The sequence below is a fragment of the Chitinophaga sp. S165 genome, from assembly GCF_003182155.1.
GTDB lineage: Bacteria > Bacteroidota > Bacteroidia > Chitinophagales > Chitinophagaceae > Chitinophaga.
In genome coordinates, this window is sequence record NZ_QGTG01000010.1 from 120,654 (window position 1) to 139,111 (window position 18,458).

General features: G+C 46.2%; 11 protein-coding genes. 10 read left to right on the plus strand and 1 reads right to left on the minus strand.

Annotated elements, in window-relative coordinates:
• Positions 1-7 precede the first annotated feature (7 nt).
• Genes C7475_RS28255 through C7475_RS28265 form a run of 3 tightly spaced genes read left to right on the plus strand, consistent with a single transcriptional unit; the run spans position 8 to position 5,937 of the window.
• Positions 8-3,349, plus strand: a complete 3,342-nt coding sequence (locus tag C7475_RS28255; protein WP_158286642.1) for a TonB-dependent receptor — start codon at positions 8-10, stop codon at positions 3,347-3,349.
• Between the two features lie 11 nt (positions 3,350-3,360).
• Complete coding sequence (locus tag C7475_RS28260) at positions 3,361-4,848, plus strand: RagB/SusD family nutrient uptake outer membrane protein (protein WP_110056789.1); 1,488 nt, start codon at positions 3,361-3,363, stop codon at positions 4,846-4,848.
• A gap of 30 nt (positions 4,849-4,878) precedes the next feature.
• Complete coding sequence (locus C7475_RS28265; protein WP_110056790.1) at positions 4,879-5,937, plus strand: DUF6528 family protein; 1,059 nt, start codon at positions 4,879-4,881, stop codon at positions 5,935-5,937.
• Between the two features lie 120 nt (positions 5,938-6,057).
• Here C7475_RS28265 and C7475_RS28270 read toward each other — a convergent pair whose 3' ends face one another.
• Positions 6,058-7,176 carry a serine hydrolase gene (locus tag C7475_RS28270; protein ID WP_110056791.1) on the minus strand — a complete coding sequence of 373 codons (1,119 nt, stop codon included), beginning with the start codon at positions 7,174-7,176 and terminating at the stop codon, positions 6,058-6,060.
• 266 nt (positions 7,177-7,442) lie between these two features.
• On the opposite strand from C7475_RS28270, the gene C7475_RS28275 reads away from it, so the two are divergent.
• The 7 genes from C7475_RS28275 to C7475_RS28305 all read left to right on the plus strand — a co-directional run bounded on the left by C7475_RS28275 (position 7,443) and on the right by C7475_RS28305 (position 18,417).
• Entirely contained in the window at positions 7,443-10,856 is a 3,414-nt protein-coding gene (locus C7475_RS28275) for a HEAT repeat domain-containing protein (RefSeq protein WP_110056885.1), read from the plus strand.
• A gap of 151 nt (positions 10,857-11,007) precedes the next feature.
• Complete coding sequence (locus tag C7475_RS28280) at positions 11,008-12,180, plus strand: AraC family transcriptional regulator (protein ID WP_110056792.1); 1,173 nt, start codon at positions 11,008-11,010, stop codon at positions 12,178-12,180.
• A gap of 25 nt (positions 12,181-12,205) precedes the next feature.
• Positions 12,206-13,612, plus strand: a complete 1,407-nt coding sequence (locus C7475_RS28285) for a S41 family peptidase (protein WP_110056793.1) — start codon at positions 12,206-12,208, stop codon at positions 13,610-13,612.
• Positions 13,613-13,847: 235 nt separating this feature from the next.
• Positions 13,848-14,693, plus strand: a complete 846-nt coding sequence (locus C7475_RS28290; RefSeq protein WP_110056794.1) for a class I SAM-dependent methyltransferase — start codon at positions 13,848-13,850, stop codon at positions 14,691-14,693.
• A 129-nt stretch (positions 14,694-14,822) separates the two neighbouring features.
• On the plus strand, positions 14,823-15,704 hold the full coding sequence (locus C7475_RS28295) for an AraC family transcriptional regulator (RefSeq protein WP_110056795.1): 882 nt from the start codon (positions 14,823-14,825) through the stop codon (positions 15,702-15,704).
• A gap of 89 nt (positions 15,705-15,793) precedes the next feature.
• On the plus strand, positions 15,794-16,774 hold the full coding sequence (locus C7475_RS28300; protein ID WP_110056796.1) for an aldo/keto reductase: 981 nt from the start codon (positions 15,794-15,796) through the stop codon (positions 16,772-16,774).
• A gap of 140 nt (positions 16,775-16,914) precedes the next feature.
• Positions 16,915-18,417 (plus strand): family 43 glycosylhydrolase, encoded by a 1,503-nt coding sequence (locus C7475_RS28305; protein WP_110056797.1) that lies wholly within the window; start codon positions 16,915-16,917, stop codon positions 18,415-18,417.
• The last annotated feature ends 41 nt before the right edge of the window (positions 18,418-18,458 follow it).

Consider the following 18,458-nt stretch of genomic DNA (forward strand, 5'->3'; position numbering starts at 1 on the left):
GTTGATTATGAAGCTCACAACCTTGCTAATCATCTTAACGACGCTTCAGGTTAGCGCAACAACATTTGCGCAAAAAGTAACCTTATCAGAAAAGAACACTTCTTTAGAAAAAGTATTTGACAAGATCAGCACACAAACGGGTTACGACTTCCTCTTCACCAGGAAGACCATGCAAAATACAAGGCCCGTAAATATCCAGGTAAATAACGAAGACCTAGCTGTAGTACTTCAAAAGATCTTCGATGATCAGCCATTGAAATACAATTTGGAAGATCAGTCGATTGTAGTAACAAGAAAGGCACCTTTTACTGCTCCCGCAGAAATAAACGCTTCACTCTTTTCAGATGTATCAGGAAAGGTTACGGATGAAAAAGGGAATGCATTAATAGGAGCAACTATCCGGTTAAAAGGCACATCAAACGGAACAGCTGCTAATACAGACGGAGGGTTTATCATCAAAAATGTATCCGAAGGTGATGTACTCGTCATTTCCTATGCAGGATTTGTTACCCGTGAAATAAAAATAACCGGTGAGTCTTCTCTCTCGATAGTACTGAAAGTAGATCAGCAAAAACTGGGAGAATTTGTTGTAGTAGGTTATGGTACTGTACAACGAAAAGACCTGACGGGTGCAGTATCCAGCATCTCGCCAAAAGACATCGACAATATGCCGGTTACCAGGGTAGATCAGATGTTGCAGGGCCGGGCAGCAGGTGTGGATGTTAAATCTACCAATGGTGCACCAGGTGCAGGAACAACGATCCGTGTGCGTGGCTCACGGTCCATCACTGCTACCAACGAGCCGTTGTATGTCATAGACGGACTTATTGACGCTGCGAACCTCAACACGATAAACCCGGAAGATATTGCTTCTATAGATATCCTGAAAGATGCTTCCGCCACCGCTATTTATGGTTCAAGAGCTGCGAATGGCGTAGTATTGATCACTACTAAAAAAGGCGTGCCTAATCAAGACAAAACAAACCTTAGTGTGATCACCGGCGTACAAAAGCTCCCGAAAACACTTGATCTTATGAACGCCAGGCAGTTTGCTGAGTTCATTAATGAATCAAGGAAAGACCAGAATCGTGCGCCCGTTTATACAAATATTGATTCTGCCATTGCTATTGTAGGTGAGCAGGGTACAAACTGGACAGACGCCACAACACGCGCCGCAGTTTATCAAAGCTACAACCTGTCTACTTCCGGAGGAAGTGATAAAATGACCTATTTTATCTCAGGTAATGTTATCAACCAGCAAGGGATCGTGATTGGTACCGGTTTTAAAAAATACCAGGGAAGAGTGAACCTGAACAAAAAATTCTCTGACCGCGTTAATATGGGCCTGACCCTGAACGGTAGTCATTATCGTATCGATGATGGCAACGTCAACTATGGCGCCAACTCAGGTTGGGTGGGTTCAATGATCACACTTCCTCCTACTATGCCTGTATATAAAGCAGATGGGACCTTTGTGTCATACAACCCGATCTGGTATTCCGGTGGTGATATCGATACGCCTCCTGCAGTAGCAGCGCTGACTGAAAACTACAACACAGTAAATGATCTGCAGGCTAATCTTTTTCTGCAGGCAGAGGTTGTGAAAGGACTGAAATTAAAGTCGGCTGTAGGTACCAGTTTGTCAAACAATAAAAGTGTCTACTTCGTTCCTTCCTACATGCCTAACAAGGTAGCCACGGGAAATACAACAGCGAATGCATCTTCTCAAATGGGTACATCCACCTATGTGCTGAATGAAAACACAGCTACGTACGACCGCAATTTCGGCGATCACCATATCAATGTGCTGGGTGGTTTTACATATGAGCATCGTGAGAACAACTGGATGAACATCTCAGTAACAGGTCTTACAGACGACATCATGAAGTATAACAACTTTGGTGCTTCTATCCAGGCAAATCGTGGTGTAAATTCTGACGCAGGAGAAAATACAAGACTGTCTTACCTCGGCCGCATCAACTATGACTTCAAAGAGCGTTATTACCTGACCCTGACGGGCCGTTCTGACGGAGCTTCTAACTTCGCTGCAAATCATAAATGGGGCTTCTTCCCTTCTCTCGGTCTGAAATGGAGAGCTTCTTCCGAACCCTTCTTCCAGAAGCTGGCTATTCATAATGTAGTGAATGATCTCGCGTTCCGCTTTAGTGTCGGAAGATCAGGCAATCAGGGTATAGGTAACTATCAGTCATTAGCTACACTGGCGCCCAATGCCGGCAGTTATGTATTCGGCAGCTCCCCTGCTCCTGTATTAGGCTTTACACAGTCTTTATTGTCAAATCCTGATCTGACCTGGGAAACTTCTTCACAGATCGATATAGGCGCTGATGTGGTTTTGTTTGATGGCAGACTTAACCTGGATGCGAACTATTACAAGACGAAAACAAGGGACCTGCTGCTAAGTGTACAGATCCCGCAGCAGACAGGCTTTAGCCAGCGTCTGGTCAATCTTGGTAAGACAGAATCTAAAGGATTTGAATTCCTGATCTCCGGCGATATCATCAAGACCAAAAACTTCAACTGGAGATCCACCCTGACTATATCTACCAACGAACAGAAAGTATTGGATGTCGGTCCGCTCGTAATGGTTTCTATTGATAATAACGGGTATGGTGCTAATACAAATTATCTGAAAGTAGGTGTACCTATCGGCGCTAACTTCGGAGCAACCTATGGCGGCGTATGGCACAACCAGGAGGAAATTGACGCCGAGCTGGCAAAGGCTAAAGGTGAGCGTACACTGGTATCTCCATCAGGCTTCTATAAACCTGGTAAACCACGTTATGCCGACCAGAACGGTGATGGCCTGCTGAACATCGATGATTATGTTTACCTGGGAACACCTAATCCGAAACTGTTTGGTGGCTTCGGCAACACATTCACCTACAGAGATCTGTCACTCGATATCTTCTTTCAGTACAACCAGGGCAATACGATGTATAACTATATCGAGTTCTTCATGGGAAGCGGTGCAGAGTATACCAATCAGTTTGCTTATATGGCAAACCGCTGGACGCCGTCAAACCCGACCTCCGATATCCCTGCGGTTAACTCAAGGGACAACGTACCAAGTTCAAGGTTCCTGCACGATGCATCACTCATCCGCCTGAAATCGCTGCAGCTGAGTTATAACCTTCAACGATTCCTTCCTAAGGCCATCAAATCGGCCAGTATCTATTTTACGGGTACCAATTTATTCCTGACCACTAAATACAATGGCTTCGATCCTGAAGTGAATAAAGAAGGAACTAGCTCCACTGTCCGTGCAAAGGATGATGGGACTTATCCAAACGCAAGGACATATGCCTTCGGTATCAATGTTGGATTTTAAAATGTAATGTCATGAAATTTAAAAGTATATCAATATCTCTTATAGCCGGAACCATGTTGTTTTTCTCTGCATGTACCGATATGCTGGACGAAAAACCTCACAGTATCATTGCGCCTGACCAGTTCTTCTCAACGGAGGCACAATGTATCCAGGGAGTGAATGGCGTTTACTCTGCGCTCAATGACATTTTTGGACAGGAAGATCTATGGAAGTCAATTGAACAGGGAACAGACCTGATCATGTATATGCCGACCAACGATTTCACGCAGGAATATACCTTCACGGCTGCAGCTCCGGGTAATGTTACAGGGATCTGGACCAAGTGTTACAGGGCTATCAGCAATGCCAATATGGTCATCAATCGCGTATCTGCCGCACCGATCCCTGATGCGCTCAAGAGCCGCCTGTTAGGCGAAGCGAAATATCTGAGAGCACTCTATTACTATATGCTCGTTAATACCTTCGGTGATGTGCCTTTGTGGACGACAGAAGCATCTGTAGAAGAAGTAAGCAAGCTGCCGAGAACATCAGTGAGAGAAGTAAGGGCACAGATAAAAACGGACCTCCTGGACGCCTCTGCTAATTTACCTGCAACATGGACAGGCAGTGATGTAGGCAGGACCACCAAAGGCGCCGCATTAGCTCTGCTTGCGAAAGTGAGCCTGTTTGAAAAGGATTGGCCGAATGCACAGCAATACGCACAGCAGGTAGTTGATCTGGGTGTATATAGCCTGATCAGCTTTGCAGATATTTTTGATCCGAACAACAAGTTCAGAAATAACAAGGAATCGGTTTTTGAGATCCAGTTCCTGAGGAACGCAGCCAGCAATACTAACACGAAGGTGAACTATTATTATACCTGGTTCATGCCGTTGAAAGATGCCAACAATAAGACACACGCCGGAGTTGATTTTGGTACTACAGTATTGAGAGGCTACGAAAACTATTACCCTTCCAATGCATTCATCAAGATGTTTGAAACGGGCGATAAGAGAAAGGATGTTACGCTGGCTACAAGCTTTGGAGATCAGCCATTCACCCGCTTCTTAAAGACAGATCGTCCCTGGTTCGGCGCTAAGTTCTGGGACCTCCAGGCCAATGACCGTAACAGTGGCAAGAACCTGTATTTCCAACGTTATTCAGATGTGCTGCTGATCCTCGCAGAAGCTATGAACGAACAGGGTAAACCAGGCGAAGCGTTACAGCTGATCAATAAAGTACGGCTGGAACATGGCGGGCTGTCTGATGCACTGGAAGGTCTCGGCCAGGATGCTGTACGTCAGCAGATCATGAAAGAGCGCGCTATCGAGTTTGTAGGTGAATTCCAGCGCAAATGGGACCTCGCCCGCTGGGGAACACTGGTAGATGCGGTAAAATCAGTTGCTGACGATAATCCGATAGGCGCAAGAAATGTGAAACCAACGCATGCCATATTCCCGGTCCCTGATGCAGAGATCATTAAAAATCCAAATCTGCTGCCGCAGAATGACGGATACTAATTCCTATTTGAAAACACTAACAATGCTGAAATGAAAAGATTACTAGCTTTAAGTATCGCATCGGTCTTTGTATGCTGCACACAGGAAAGCCTGGTCCCAGCAAAAGACACTACTCAAAAAGTATCGCAATCCAGAACAGAGCAGGTAGCACTTGCTGCTGATGACTGGGTATGGACAGGCAACCAGGCCAGCAATCAGATTGAGATCTATGATCCCGCTGTTGCTGACTGGAACAGCGCCAGTGCGCTTAAATGGTCATGGAAGCCTGCAACCACGAAGGGTTATTCCCAATATGCTATCGATCATTGGGGACTTCCGACAGATTTTAAAGTACGTACTATCAGTGCATGGGGAGGCAATCATCTTGTATCTTCCTGTTCAAGCGGATTGGTTACCATCGCGAAATATCCGGAAGGCACAAAGAAATGGGCTTATAATCTCGGGTTCAATCCCCATGGTGTAGAACTGCTTCCGAATGGTAACATCGCAGTGGCAGCTACTGATAAAGACTCTGTATTGTTATTTGCTTCTTCTACCGGTACAGATAATCTGATACATGTATCCGTTCGTCTGAACAAAGCACATTCTGTCCTGTACGACCCGGTTGAGAATATCCTTTGGGCGACAGGCAATGATTTTGTGATTGCCATGCAGGTCGGCGGAACGGCTGCAGCACCTACGTTAACGGAGCTACCTGCAAGAAGAGGTAAGTTCAATACTACCAGCAGCGGTAATCCTTACGGTCATGACATCGCCAGAGACCTGAATGACAACAACATTCTATGGGTAAGCACCAATGGCGGCGTTTACTCCTTTAACAAAACAACTGAGGTGTTGACTGATGGTCCTGGTGGCGCAACAGGCATCAATAAAACGATGGTAAAAGCGATCAGCAGACAGAACTCAGGCATCTTTGTACTTACCCGTCCGGATTCAGAGAAAACAACTGAATTACCTGACCCGGTAACCGATCCTACCTGGTGTACCCGTTATGTTGATTTCTATTCCAGTACCGGTACTTTCCAGTATTACAGAACAAAGAGCGGAGCGAAGTTCTACAGGGCGAAGATCTTCCGCACACCTTACTAAGCAGCAGACAATATGCAATATTCATAGGCACTGCTTTGTTCGGGTATAATAATCAGAAGAAGCCGGAGATCATACTCCGGCTTTTCCATCTCCTCCAATTTATGCTTGCCAGTATAGATGTCACTGCCTGAATGATATGCTACTACCAGATAGTTCCTTTTCTTTCAGGTAAATATCCTCAATGGCGTCTCCTACTTTTGCCACAGTAAACCCTTCGTCGAGATTAGCCAGGATGATCACTGAGAATTTTATTTCAGGATATCTGATAATATAAGTTGAGAACCCCGAGGTACCTCCTGTATGTGATACTCTCTTTTTTCCGTATTTTGTATCTATGTACCATCCGTACCCATATCCTAAGTGCTCGTGTTCTTTTGAACTTATTGTGAATATCTCATCCAGTGTTTCCTGCTTCACCAGCACGGGTTTATAAAGTGCTTCGTTCCACTTATACAGATCTGTTACAGAAGAATAAACACCGCCATCTCCGAGTATATAACTATAAATACTCTGATCGCTCATTTTCAGACCATCTGCCTTCTGATCGTATCCGTAGGCCCTGTTATAGATACTATCGCCCATCACATTGGCGATGCTGTATGTCATTCCAAGCGGCTCAAATATTCTCTGTTTTAAAAAATCTTTATAAGGCATCCCCGATACTTTTGCTACTATAAGGCTTAACAGGGAGTAGGCAGTATTGCTGTAAGCGAACTTCGTTCCCGGCTCAAAATCAGTACTATCCAACGGCTCTATCAGGTGTAATACATCCTTGTCCGTTAGAGGGATAGTCGTTCCCTCAGGGATGAGATCTCCATAGTTCAGCAACCCGGATGTGTGATTCAGCATATGCCGGATCGTTATTTTCTTTCCATAGCTATGGATATTGGGGAAAAATTTCACTAATGGATCATCAAGAGATATCCGGCCTTCATCTTTCAGTATCATAATAGCCATTGCTGTAAATTGTTTAGTAACAGAGGCCAGCCTGTAATTAGTCTGAGGTGTAGCGGGTACCTTATGTTCAACATCAGCCAGGCCGAATGAACGGTTATAAATGACCTGGCTATCTCTAATAACCATTATGCTCACACCACTTGTGTTTATGTTGTTGTATGCGTTAAACAGATTGTCAACTTTTGTGGCTTGCGTAGCTACTATGCCATGCTGTTCTGACTGTGCAAATATTGATAGTGAGTAACAAAACGTCAGGATAATTATAACAATAGATCTTTTCATAACCGGGATTTGTTTGTTCCTTTATTTGCAAGAAGGTTGCCAAAACCAAAGATCCTTTATCACAGGGAGATTCCACATATTTTTCATAATAAAGCATGTCCGGATATGGACATCACAAGCCGATTACGGACACATTTCTATGCCTTCCCGGAAAGACCAGCTATCTCCATCCAAAAAAAATATTCACTTGTACATTTTTTTTGCCCTATCTTAATCAGTCGCAGACGTTAAAAAAACGTGTGTATATGACAATCATGCTTCCTCATATGAAAAAACTGCTTGCTTTAAAAGATCCTATTCTGGCATCACTGCTTTTCTCTGCGGCTTGCCTTCCGGCCTGTAAACAGGACAGTGGACCGGCGGATAAGCGCATCAAACAGATGGATTCCACGCTGACAGCCCACCTGGCTGACTCAATTGGTTCCATAGTAAAGCCTCAACTGGCGGACAGCCTTTCCCTTACGCTCTGGGGTATCGACTCTCTTGTGATCTCTCCCATCGCTATTGATGTAGATGATCAGGGAAGGGTTTATTATACGACCACAGACCGGCAGAAACATTCTGAGTTTGACATACGCGGTCACAGGGACTGGGAAATACCCTCCATCAGCCTGCAAACGGTAGAAGAACGCCGCGCCTTCCTGCATAAGGAACTGTCGCCCGAGAACAGTAAAAAGAACGGCTGGCTGGCAGACCTGAACGGCGACAGCTCTCACGACTGGCGAGACCTGACCCTGGAAAAGGAACATGTATACCGCCTGGACGATAAATCCGGAGATGGCGTGGCCGACCAGGCACAAATGGTAGTGGACGACTTTCATGATGAAGTGACCGATGTTGCCGGTGGCGTACTGGCCGAAGGCGATGATCTGTTCCTTGCCGTTGCCCCCGACCTATGGCGTATAAGAGACAAAAACCATGACGGTATTGCCGATGAGAAAACTTCTATCTCCCACGGATATGGCATCCATGTAGGCTTTAGCGGTCATGGTATGTCTGGTGTGGAAATGGGGCCTGATGGACGTATCTACTGGCAGATAGGTGATATCGGTTTTAATGGTAAAGGACCTGACGGACAACAATGGTCTTTCCCCAACTGCGGGGTACTGGCCCGTTCCAATCCTGATGGCAGCGACTTTGAGATATTCGCTCATGGTATCCGTAATACACACGAGTTTGCCTTTGACCAATACGGTAATATCATCAGTGAAGATAATGATGGCGATCATCCCGGTGAAAGCGAGCGACTGGTTTACCTGGTGAACGGTGGTGACCAGGGCTGGCGCAGCAACTGGCAATACGGTAAATACCGCGACGAGGACAATAATACCTACAAGGTATGGATGGATGAAAAGATGTATGTTCCTCGTTTTGAAGGACAAGCCGCTTATATCACTCCTTGTATCAGCAACTTCGTAAACGGTCCTGCGGGATTTGTGTACAATCCCGGTACCGCTTTGGGTGCGGCTTACAAGAACACTTTCTTTGTAGCGGAGTTTGTGGGCAATCCTTCCAACTCTGGCATACACTCCTTTAAACTGAACCCGAAAGGCGCCACGTTTGAACTGGGTGAACATAAGAAAGTACTGGGCGGCATCTTAGCTACCGGTATTGACTTCGGACCTGATGGCGCATTGTATGTAGCCGACTGGATAGACGGCTGGGATACACATAACTATGGCCGTATCTGGAAGCTGGATGATAAGAGAGAAGCTAATACTCCTGAACGTAAAACTACCAAATCGTTGCTGGCGGAAGACTTCAGCAAACGTAAGGAATCGGAGCTCGGAGAAATGCTGAAGAACCCCGACATGCGCGTTCGTTTGAAAGCGCAGTTTGAACTGGTGAAGCGCAAACAAAAAGGCGCTCCGCTGTTTGAGCAGGCATTGAAACAGACTGATAACCAACTGGCAAGAGTGCATGCTATATGGGGTCTTAGCCAGCTGGCCCGCCAGGATAAACAGTATGCCAAAACATTACTGCCCCTGTTAAAAGATAGTGATCCTGAAATACGTGCCCAGGCGGCCAAATGGCTGGGTGATATCAAGTATAAGGAAGCAGGACCGGCATTGGTGCCGGTATTGGCAGATACTGCCAGCCGCGCACGTTTCTTTGCTGCAGAAGCTTTAGGTAGGATACAATACGCTCCGGCAGTACAACCGCTGATCGCATTCCTGAAAGCTAATAACGATGAAGACGCCTATCAAAGGCATGCAGGCGCTCTGGCGCTTTCACGCATAGGCCAGGCGGAACCGCTGATAGCCCTGGCCAACGATCCTTCCCGTGCACTGCGCATAGCTGCTGTAGTAGCATTGAGAAGGATGAGCCATCCTGGTATTGCAGCATTCCTGAATGATAAAGACGAATTTGTTGTAACAGAAGCAGCCCGCGCTATCAACGATGATCTTTCCATTAAAGAGGCATTGCCGGCACTGGCTAACCTGCTGGGCACAACCACATTTAAAAATGAAGCACTGATCCGTCGTGCTATCAACGCGAACCTGCGCGTAGGTACAGACGCTGCCCTGCATAACCTGGTGGCTTATGCACAAAAAGCAGGCAGCCCTGCGCCAATGCGTGCAGAAGCAATAGACGCTTTAAGCGTATGGGCCAAACCATCTGTACTGGACCGTGTAGATGGCAGACTGCGTGGTGAAATAAAAAGAGATCCTGCGCCAGCAGTGAACCTTTCCACCGCACCGCTCACTACCCTCCTGAAGGATAAAGAGCTGCCGGTACGCGTAAGCGCAGCCAAAGCCATCGCAAAATTAAAGATCAAACAGGCAGGCCCTCAACTGCTGGCAGCTGTTAAAACTGACCGGGATGCAGATATGCGGGTAGCTTCATTAGAAGCACTGGTAACCCTGCAGGACGCAGGTATGGAACAAGGCATTACAGCTGCGCTGTCAGACAAGGAAAAGAAAGTGCGCGTATCCGGCCTTGACCTGCTGGAAAAAATGCATATCTCCGAAAGTGTGATGGTGAACCTGCTCACAGGCGTAATTGCCAACAAGACCATGGAAGAAAAACAAGCGGCCCTGCTCGCACTGGGTAAACTGCCGGTGCAGTATACAGAAAAGCCACTGACAGACCTGCTGAACAAGATGGATGCAGGACAACTGGACCCGGACATCTATCTGGAGCTGGGCGAAGCGATAGACAGCAGCCGTTCTACTACACTTGCCGCCCGTTACAAAGCATCGAATAGTAAGTTGTCGCCCGATGAACTCCTGGCCTCTTACAACAGCTGTTTGCAGGGTGGTGATCCAAGACGTGGCCGCCAGATATTTTTCCGTAATGAAAATGCCCAATGTATGCGCTGTCACTCTTATGACGATCGTGGTGGTAACGCAGGCCCTCGTTTAAATGGTGTTGCAGGCCGAATTTCGAGGGAACAGATACTGCAGGCACTCATTACCCCAAGCGCCCGTTTAGCGCCCGGATTTGGCATGATAACGCTCGAACTGAAGGATGGTAAAAAGTTGAATGGCATTCTGCAGGGAGAAACTAAAGCCGGGTTAACGATCAAAGAAGGACAAACCGAACGTACTATTGCGGCAGATCAGATAGCGAATAAAAAATATGCGCAATCCAGTATGCCCGATATGAAACAGATCCTGTCCAAGAAAGAGATCAGGGATGTGGTAAGCTTCCTGGCCGAACAGAAAACAGATAATTAATATTCATATCAACTACATAAAAATGGCCGCATCAGCATATGATGCGGCCATTTTTATTAGCGGCAATCTTTCTTAACTTTTCCGAAAGCAACTCTTCACTGATACACACGTCTTTAGAGGGATTTTCATTGCTCATTTATATTTCAAAAAAATGACAGCTGTTTCTCTCTTCCGCTATTTTGTAGCTGCAGGCCTGATCAATGCAGCACTGTTTGCCTTCCTGCTGTTCATTCGCAAAAAGAACAGCACCGCCGGTATCCTGCTGATCTGCTTTATGCTGGTGGTGTCCTTTCAGGCGCTGTTGAACGCTTTCGATACCCGGGAGTTCTTCCTCACCTTTCCTCATCTGAGCCGGATATCATGGTTGCAGCTTAGCCTGTTTGGGCCGCTTATTTACCTCTTTACAAAAAAGATGACGGACGGGGGCAAGCGGCTGGCGCTGAAAGATGCGGTCCATTTACTGCCCTTCCTTTTCTACCTGGCCGTCCTGTCACCCTGGCTGCTGCAAAGTGCTGCAACCAAAAGAGCATTGCTGATGGACTTTGATGGATTAAGCCGTCTCGATTTCGGCTGGCTGAACCAGTTAAGCCTTTGTATGATCACCGGGTATCTTTTACTGTCGCTTGCCCTGTTGAGGAAATTCGGGAAAACAATAGAGAACACTTTTTCAGATATCAGCAATCGCCGGTTGGTGTGGTTACGGCAGTTCATCTATGGCATACTGGGTATCCTGGTAGTATCTGCCCTGGGGTTTTATGGAAGAAAATGGCAGGTACCTGTCATTACACATTTTTATCATTATAACTACTTCCTGGTTGTGGCCCTGGTGTATTGGCTGGCAGCCAAATGTCTGTTGCAGCCCGAAATATTCAGCCCCGGCGACATAAAACAGACAACCGACGGGAAATACAGGAAGTCCGGGCTTCAGGCAGCAGCGGAGAAGACCATCTATGACAGGCTGCTGGAACATATGACAGCGGCACGTCCATTCCTTGACCCCGACCTGACCATTTTTACACTTGCAGAGCAATTAAAGGTATCCCGCCACCATCTCTCGCAGGCTATTAATGAGCAGGCAGGAAAAACTTTTCACGATTTCGTTAATTACTACCGTATCGAGGCAGTCAAACTCCGCCTGGAAGATCCCGCTTCAGCACATTACAGCATATTAAGCCTCGCGATGGATTGCGGCTTCAATTCAAAGGCAACCTTCAATACAACATTCAAAAAACTGACAGGTACGACTCCGTCGGCATACCAGAAATTGCATAAAGATACGTTCAATCCTGTCGGCGCGGTCGACGGAACCCTAAGTCCCGTCTAGTTTTGTGAAAAAAAACTTGAATTGTATGAAAAAGATGATCTTGGGATTTGGGTTGTTGCTGACAGGTCTGTCAGGCATTGCACAAAGGGTATTTTCACCGCAGGAATTAAAGGTGGACCTTACCATTATCCGTCAGGCGCTGGAAGAAGCCCATCCGGGTATATATCGCTTCCAGTCAAAAGAACAGTTGGACAAACGATTTGCTGCTACGGAGAAGCAGCTAAAAAAAGGAATGACCGAGTATGAGTTTTTCAGGCTGGTCAATCCGCTGATCGCTTCCATTGGCGATGGTCATGCGAAGTTCCACCGTGAACAAAAGCCGGATGATCTCCATGCTTTTTTTGAAAATGGCTATCTGCCTCTCCAGCTCTATTTTAAAGACGGCCATGCTTATGTACTGAAGACTTACGGCGGCAAGGAAGAACTGCCGGCAGGTACCCGGATACTCAGTATAAACGGTGAAGATATTGAGGATATCACTTCCCGCCTTTTCAGGAACATTTTTGCAGACGGCGCGGTACAGAGTGCCAGGTATGCCGCCCTGAATACCGATTTTGCCGGCTATTACGGTCTATTTACAGGTCCTTCACCACAGTTTACCATCGGTTATAAAGAAGTGGCAGGAAAAAGAGGAAAGATCGTACTGAAAGCGGTCAGCGCAAATGATATACGAACAGTAACATCTCCGGAACCATCCTACAGCATATCTTTTCCTGCAAAGGATGTAGCATTGTTACGTATTGCGGTGTTTATGGAAAATGAGGGATTGCCATCGTTCAGGGATTTCCTGGACAGCGCATTCCGCCAGATCCGGGAAAAACAGGTCCGGTCGCTGATCATAGACCTTCGCAATAATGAAGGTGGAACAGACCGGCTAGGAATGCTGCTTAATACCTTTATCGCCCGCGCTCCGTTCCGGTATTATGACAAGCTTACAGTAGCAGGTGTCGGCCCTTACTCTTTCGCTTCACAAGCTACCTTTCCTTCCGAAATGGAATACCTCAAACAGTTTGTGAAGAAAGAAGGAGATGAATATCACTTCACATATTTCAAGGAAGGGCTGGAAATGATCAACCCTGCTGAAAATGCCTTCGGTGGGAACGTCTACATCCTACAGAACGGCCGGAGCTTCTCTGTAACAGCAGAATTTGCGGCCATTGTGAAAGACAACCGCAGGGCTGTCTTTATCGGAGAAGAAAGCGGCGGTGCTATGCAGGGTAATTCCAGCGGAGGTTTTGCAATGGTAACCCTTCCTAATACCCGCCTCGGTTTGGACGTTCCATTATTGGGATACCATATGCGCCTGCAAAATCCTTATGCAGCTGGTAAAGGCATTCCTGCTGATCATGTAATTGTACCATCAGTCACCGATATATTGCAACAGCGTGATCCTGTAATGGATACGGCACTTCGGCTCGCGACCGGTAAATAACTTCATTTCAAACTTTAACTAAATTTTTAAAAACGGGCTTACATAGGATGTAATGCCCGTTTTACCTATACTTTTAGCCCCATCACAATCCGATCTGCTACGGATCATGCATTCTATGTGACAACAGATATTCTTTGTATTTGCAAACTTTGTATCTTCACCGCGCCTTACCCCATTATCTTCTTTGTTACTACCACAATAGAGCCCCACTATTTTTAACCTCAAAACAAAGCTCATGAGCGAAGCAACAACTACGCAGCCTGTTACTGCGAATCCCAACAAGGCATTATGGGAAAAAGGTGATTTCACACGCCTTGCCGAAACGATGCGTGAAAGCGGCACTGCATTGGTTAGTAAACTCGGTATCACTCCCGGCATGGAAGTACTGGACCTTGGTTGTGGTGATGGAACCACAGCCCTTCCTGAAGCGAGACTTGGCGCCAAAGTATTAGGTGTGGACATCGCCAGAAATCTTGTCGCAGCGGGTAACAAACGCATTCAGGAAGAAGGCCTCTCCAATATCACCATCAGGGAAGGCGATGCTACAAACCTCGAAGGCATCAGTGATGGAAGTTTTGATCTCGTTGTATCTATTTTCGGTGCCATGTTTGCACCAAAACCATTTGATGTAGCAAAAGAACTGGTAAGGGTTACACGGCCCGGCGGTCGCATTGTTATGGGTAACTGGATTCCGGGCGATCCTACACTTGTAGCCCAGATATTGAAGATCAGCGCGGCCTATACACCTCCTCCACCGGAAGGGTTTATCAGCCCTATCTTATGGGGCGTGGAAAATCATGTGACCGAGCGGTTTGTGCAGGCAGGTATTCCTGCGGAAAATATTTCGTTCGAAAAGGATACATATACTTTCAATGCACCCTACCCTCCTTCCGCATTCCTCGAAACATTCAGGAACTATTATGGTCCTACCATGAATGCATTTGACGCTGCGGAAAAAGATGGTAAAGCTGCAGACCTGCAGCGTGAGCTCGAAGACTTATTCAATCGTGAGAACAGGAGTGACGATCCTGGTAAGACTTCTATTCCCGCAACATTCTTAAGAGTTACTGTAAAACGATAATACCATTAAATACCAGTGTGTCTGGGACTAACTTATGGCATTTTCAAAACCAAAGTTATAAGTTTCGCCCGGCCACACTGGTATAATATATCGCTGTACTGCTTTGTTTGATTTTCTTAATTTTGCGAGATGGCGACAAATAAAGCAGCTGACACTTCACAAACTAATAGCGGAAGTTTAAGATCGAAAGGTTTTAAAGTTTACGAAGTCTCACGTACCGATACGCCCACGCATGTTCACGACAGACGCGATTATTACAAGATAGTGCTGGTAACCGGCGATATGGTGATCCACTATGGTGATCAAAGCATCGCTACAGACGGCACCTTCCTCTTTTTCGCCAACCCCCATGTACCCCATACTGTTGTTCATCGCTCGAAAGAACGGAAAGGTTATGCCTGTCTCTTTACCGAAGCCTTCATTGTAAACCGGGAACGTAAAGAGCTCTTACAAAAATCGCCCCTATTCCGGTTTGACGGGATAGCCGTCATCCCTGTAAACAATGAACAGGCCGTATTTCTAACCGGGCTTTACCAGAAGATGATAGCCGTGCATAGTGACGACGACTATCCATTCAGGAAGGAATTGCTAAAAAGCTGTGTAGAGCTCATCATCCACGAGGCATTGAGGATCCAGCCGCAAAAGGGGATGAAGGAGAAAAATGCCGCTACCAGGATCACCTCTTTGTTCCTGGAATTACTGGAACGTCAATTTCCCATAGAAGACACCAAAGCGCCTCTTACATTAAGAACGGCCCAGGATTTCGCTACCGCCCTTTCCGTGCATGTTAACTATCTTAATCGCTCGGTAAAGACCGTTACCGCTAAACCCACCTCTGTACACATAGCGGAGCGTATTATTGCAGAAGCGAAGGCCTTGCTGCAACATACCGACTGGAGTATTGCCGACATCGCCTATAGCCTGGGCTTCGAATACCCAACCTACTTCAATAACTTTTTCAAACGGATGACCAGCCTTACACCTAAATCGCTCAGAAAACATAAGGTTTGAATATCATACTTTTTAGTTTGATTCTTTTTAACAATGAGCGCCCTTTAAGGTGACCTTTGTGTCCTTACATTATCATCAATACAAAGGACATGAAAAAAAGAAAACTGAATGGATTGGAAGTATCGGCCATTGGTTATGGCTGTATGGGACTTAGCCAGGGATATATTCCCACTCCCGGAAAAGAAGAAGGTATCCGGCTTATTCACCAGGCATTTGACCTGGGCTGCACGTTCTATGACACAGCGGCAAGATATGCCATGGGCGCCAATGAAGAATTAGTTGGAGAAGCATTGAAGCCTATCCGTGACAAGGTTGTTATTGCCAGCAAGTTCTTTATCGAAAAGAATAGCGAAGACAGCTCCAGGGAACGGCTTATGCAGGACCTGAGAACTAACCTGGAAGGCTCTTTAAGAAGACTGGGCACTGATCGCATAGAGTTATATTATCAGCATAGGGTGAACAAGGATCTCCCTGTTGAAGATGTGGCATATTGTATGGGCGAATTTATCAGGGAAGGTAAGATCCTCGGCTGGGGACAATCACAGGCAACCGCCGATGAGATCAGGCGTGCACATGCAGTAACGCCATTAACCGCTATACAAAGTGAATATTCCATGATGGCGCGCACATTTGAAAAAGATGTCATTCCGGTATGTGAAGAACTCGGTATAGGCTTCGTACCCTTCTCTCCTTTGGCTAATGGCTTTTTATCAGGAACAGTGAATGCTGACGCCCAATATACCGGGCAGGATGCGAGAAGAGTGATCACGCGGTTTAACAGGGATAATATCATCGCCAACCAGCCGCTGCTCGACCTCATACATCAATTTGCTACAGCAAAAAAAGCTACACCGGCACAGGTTTCGCTGGCATGGATGTTACATAAAAAAGACTTCATTGTACCTATTCCCGGTTCACGGAACCCCGATCGTATCAGCGAAAATCTTGGCGCAGCAGATGTAGAACTGACAGATGCGGAATATAGCCGGATTGAGGATGCACTTGGTAAGATTGCCATTCATGGTAACCGTACCGATGAAGATCTTGCAAAACTGAGAGAGCTTAAGTAAAATTAAGCTCTTCTCCTGCTTCATGCCCAATTATGCCCCTCCCCGTTCCATAATCTATAATTTACCGGTTTTAATTTTTATTTTACCCGTTCTAATTGGCCGCAAGGACCTGATTACATCATATTTATAACCAGAACCATATGGATCGGACTAAAAGATTGCTTACTTCCATACTCTCTATTTTCTGTTTGTTAAACTGTGCTGCGCTTCATGCACAAACCGGAGGACCAGTTATTGCGGGCGACTTTGCAGATCCGTCAATAATAAGGGTGGATAGTGTTTATTACGCCACAGGAACATCATCAGAATGGGCGCCTTATTATCCTATTTACAGGTCTGCCAATCTTAAGGATTGGCGTCAGTCAGGCTACGTGTTCGACCAGGCGCCTGAATGGACAACCGGCTCCTTTTGGGCGCCTGAGTTTTATAAGATCGACAATACCTATTTCGTTTATTATACCGCCAGAAGAAAGTCGGACAACCAATCCTTTATCGGAGTTGCTACGTCTCCCTACCCTGACCATGGATTTACAGACCACGGCGTAATAATTGAACACGGGAAAGAGGCAATAGATCCTTTTATCTTCAACGACGGAGGACAACTCTACATTACCTTTAAGGCATATGGACTGGAAGACAGGCCTATCGAGCTCCTGGGGTATAAGCTATCGGAAGACGGTCTTAGAACTGAAGGTGAGCCTTTCTCTTTACTCAAGGATAGCAATCGCGCCGGCATGGAAGGACAAAGCATCCTGAAAAAGGATAACTATTATTACATGTTCTATTCTGCTGGTAATTGTTGCGGACAAGGATGCAGTTATGCGGTAAATGTGGCCCGTTCGCGGAACTTCAAAGGCCCGTATGAACTATATAGCGGTAACCCTATCTTAAGCGAGAATGACGCCTGGAAATGTATGGGACATGGCACCTTCGTGACGGCAGCAAACGGTGGCACGTATTATTTACACCATGCCTATAATAAGAAAAGTAACGTATTTACGGGTCGCGAGGGCTTACTATCTGAACTAAGCTGGCAGGGAGCAACAGGCTGGCCTGAATTGAAAACTCAGCCTCATAGTTCCATCGACAGTGCAGATCTCTATGATGATTTTAACCGCCGTAACCTGTCCGGATACTGGCAATGGGACTTCCGCCATGCCACTCCGGTCGTGAAGCAACAAAAAGGGGCTCTTTACCTGTCAGGAGCACCAACGAAAGAAAACCCTACAGGCATTGTTTTAACGGTTAGGCCAACGTCAGATAATTTTGAAATGACAACTACTGTTATTAACACGAACAAGGCCCTTAAAGGACTTGCCTTTTATGGTGATGCAAATGCTGCTATAGGAATTGGTATTGAAGGCGACAGTGTTAAAGTATGGAAAACAGAAAATAAGCAACGTGTGGTTATAAAAGCAGCAAGGGTACCAAAGTCTGCTATCGGATTGAAGATCGAAATGTCCGGAGGCAAGACCTGCGACTTTTCCTATAAGACAGGTACGGCAGCATGGACTAAGCTCGCTTCAGATATTGCAGCAGGCTCTTTACCTCAATGGGACAGAAGTCCGCGTTTAGGCCTGCATTACAGCGGTAATGAAAGGGAGGAAGGGCAGTTCGCTGATTTCAGGCTTCACAATAAATAATTATAAAACGATCAACCCGTATCTATCTAACTTTACATGGA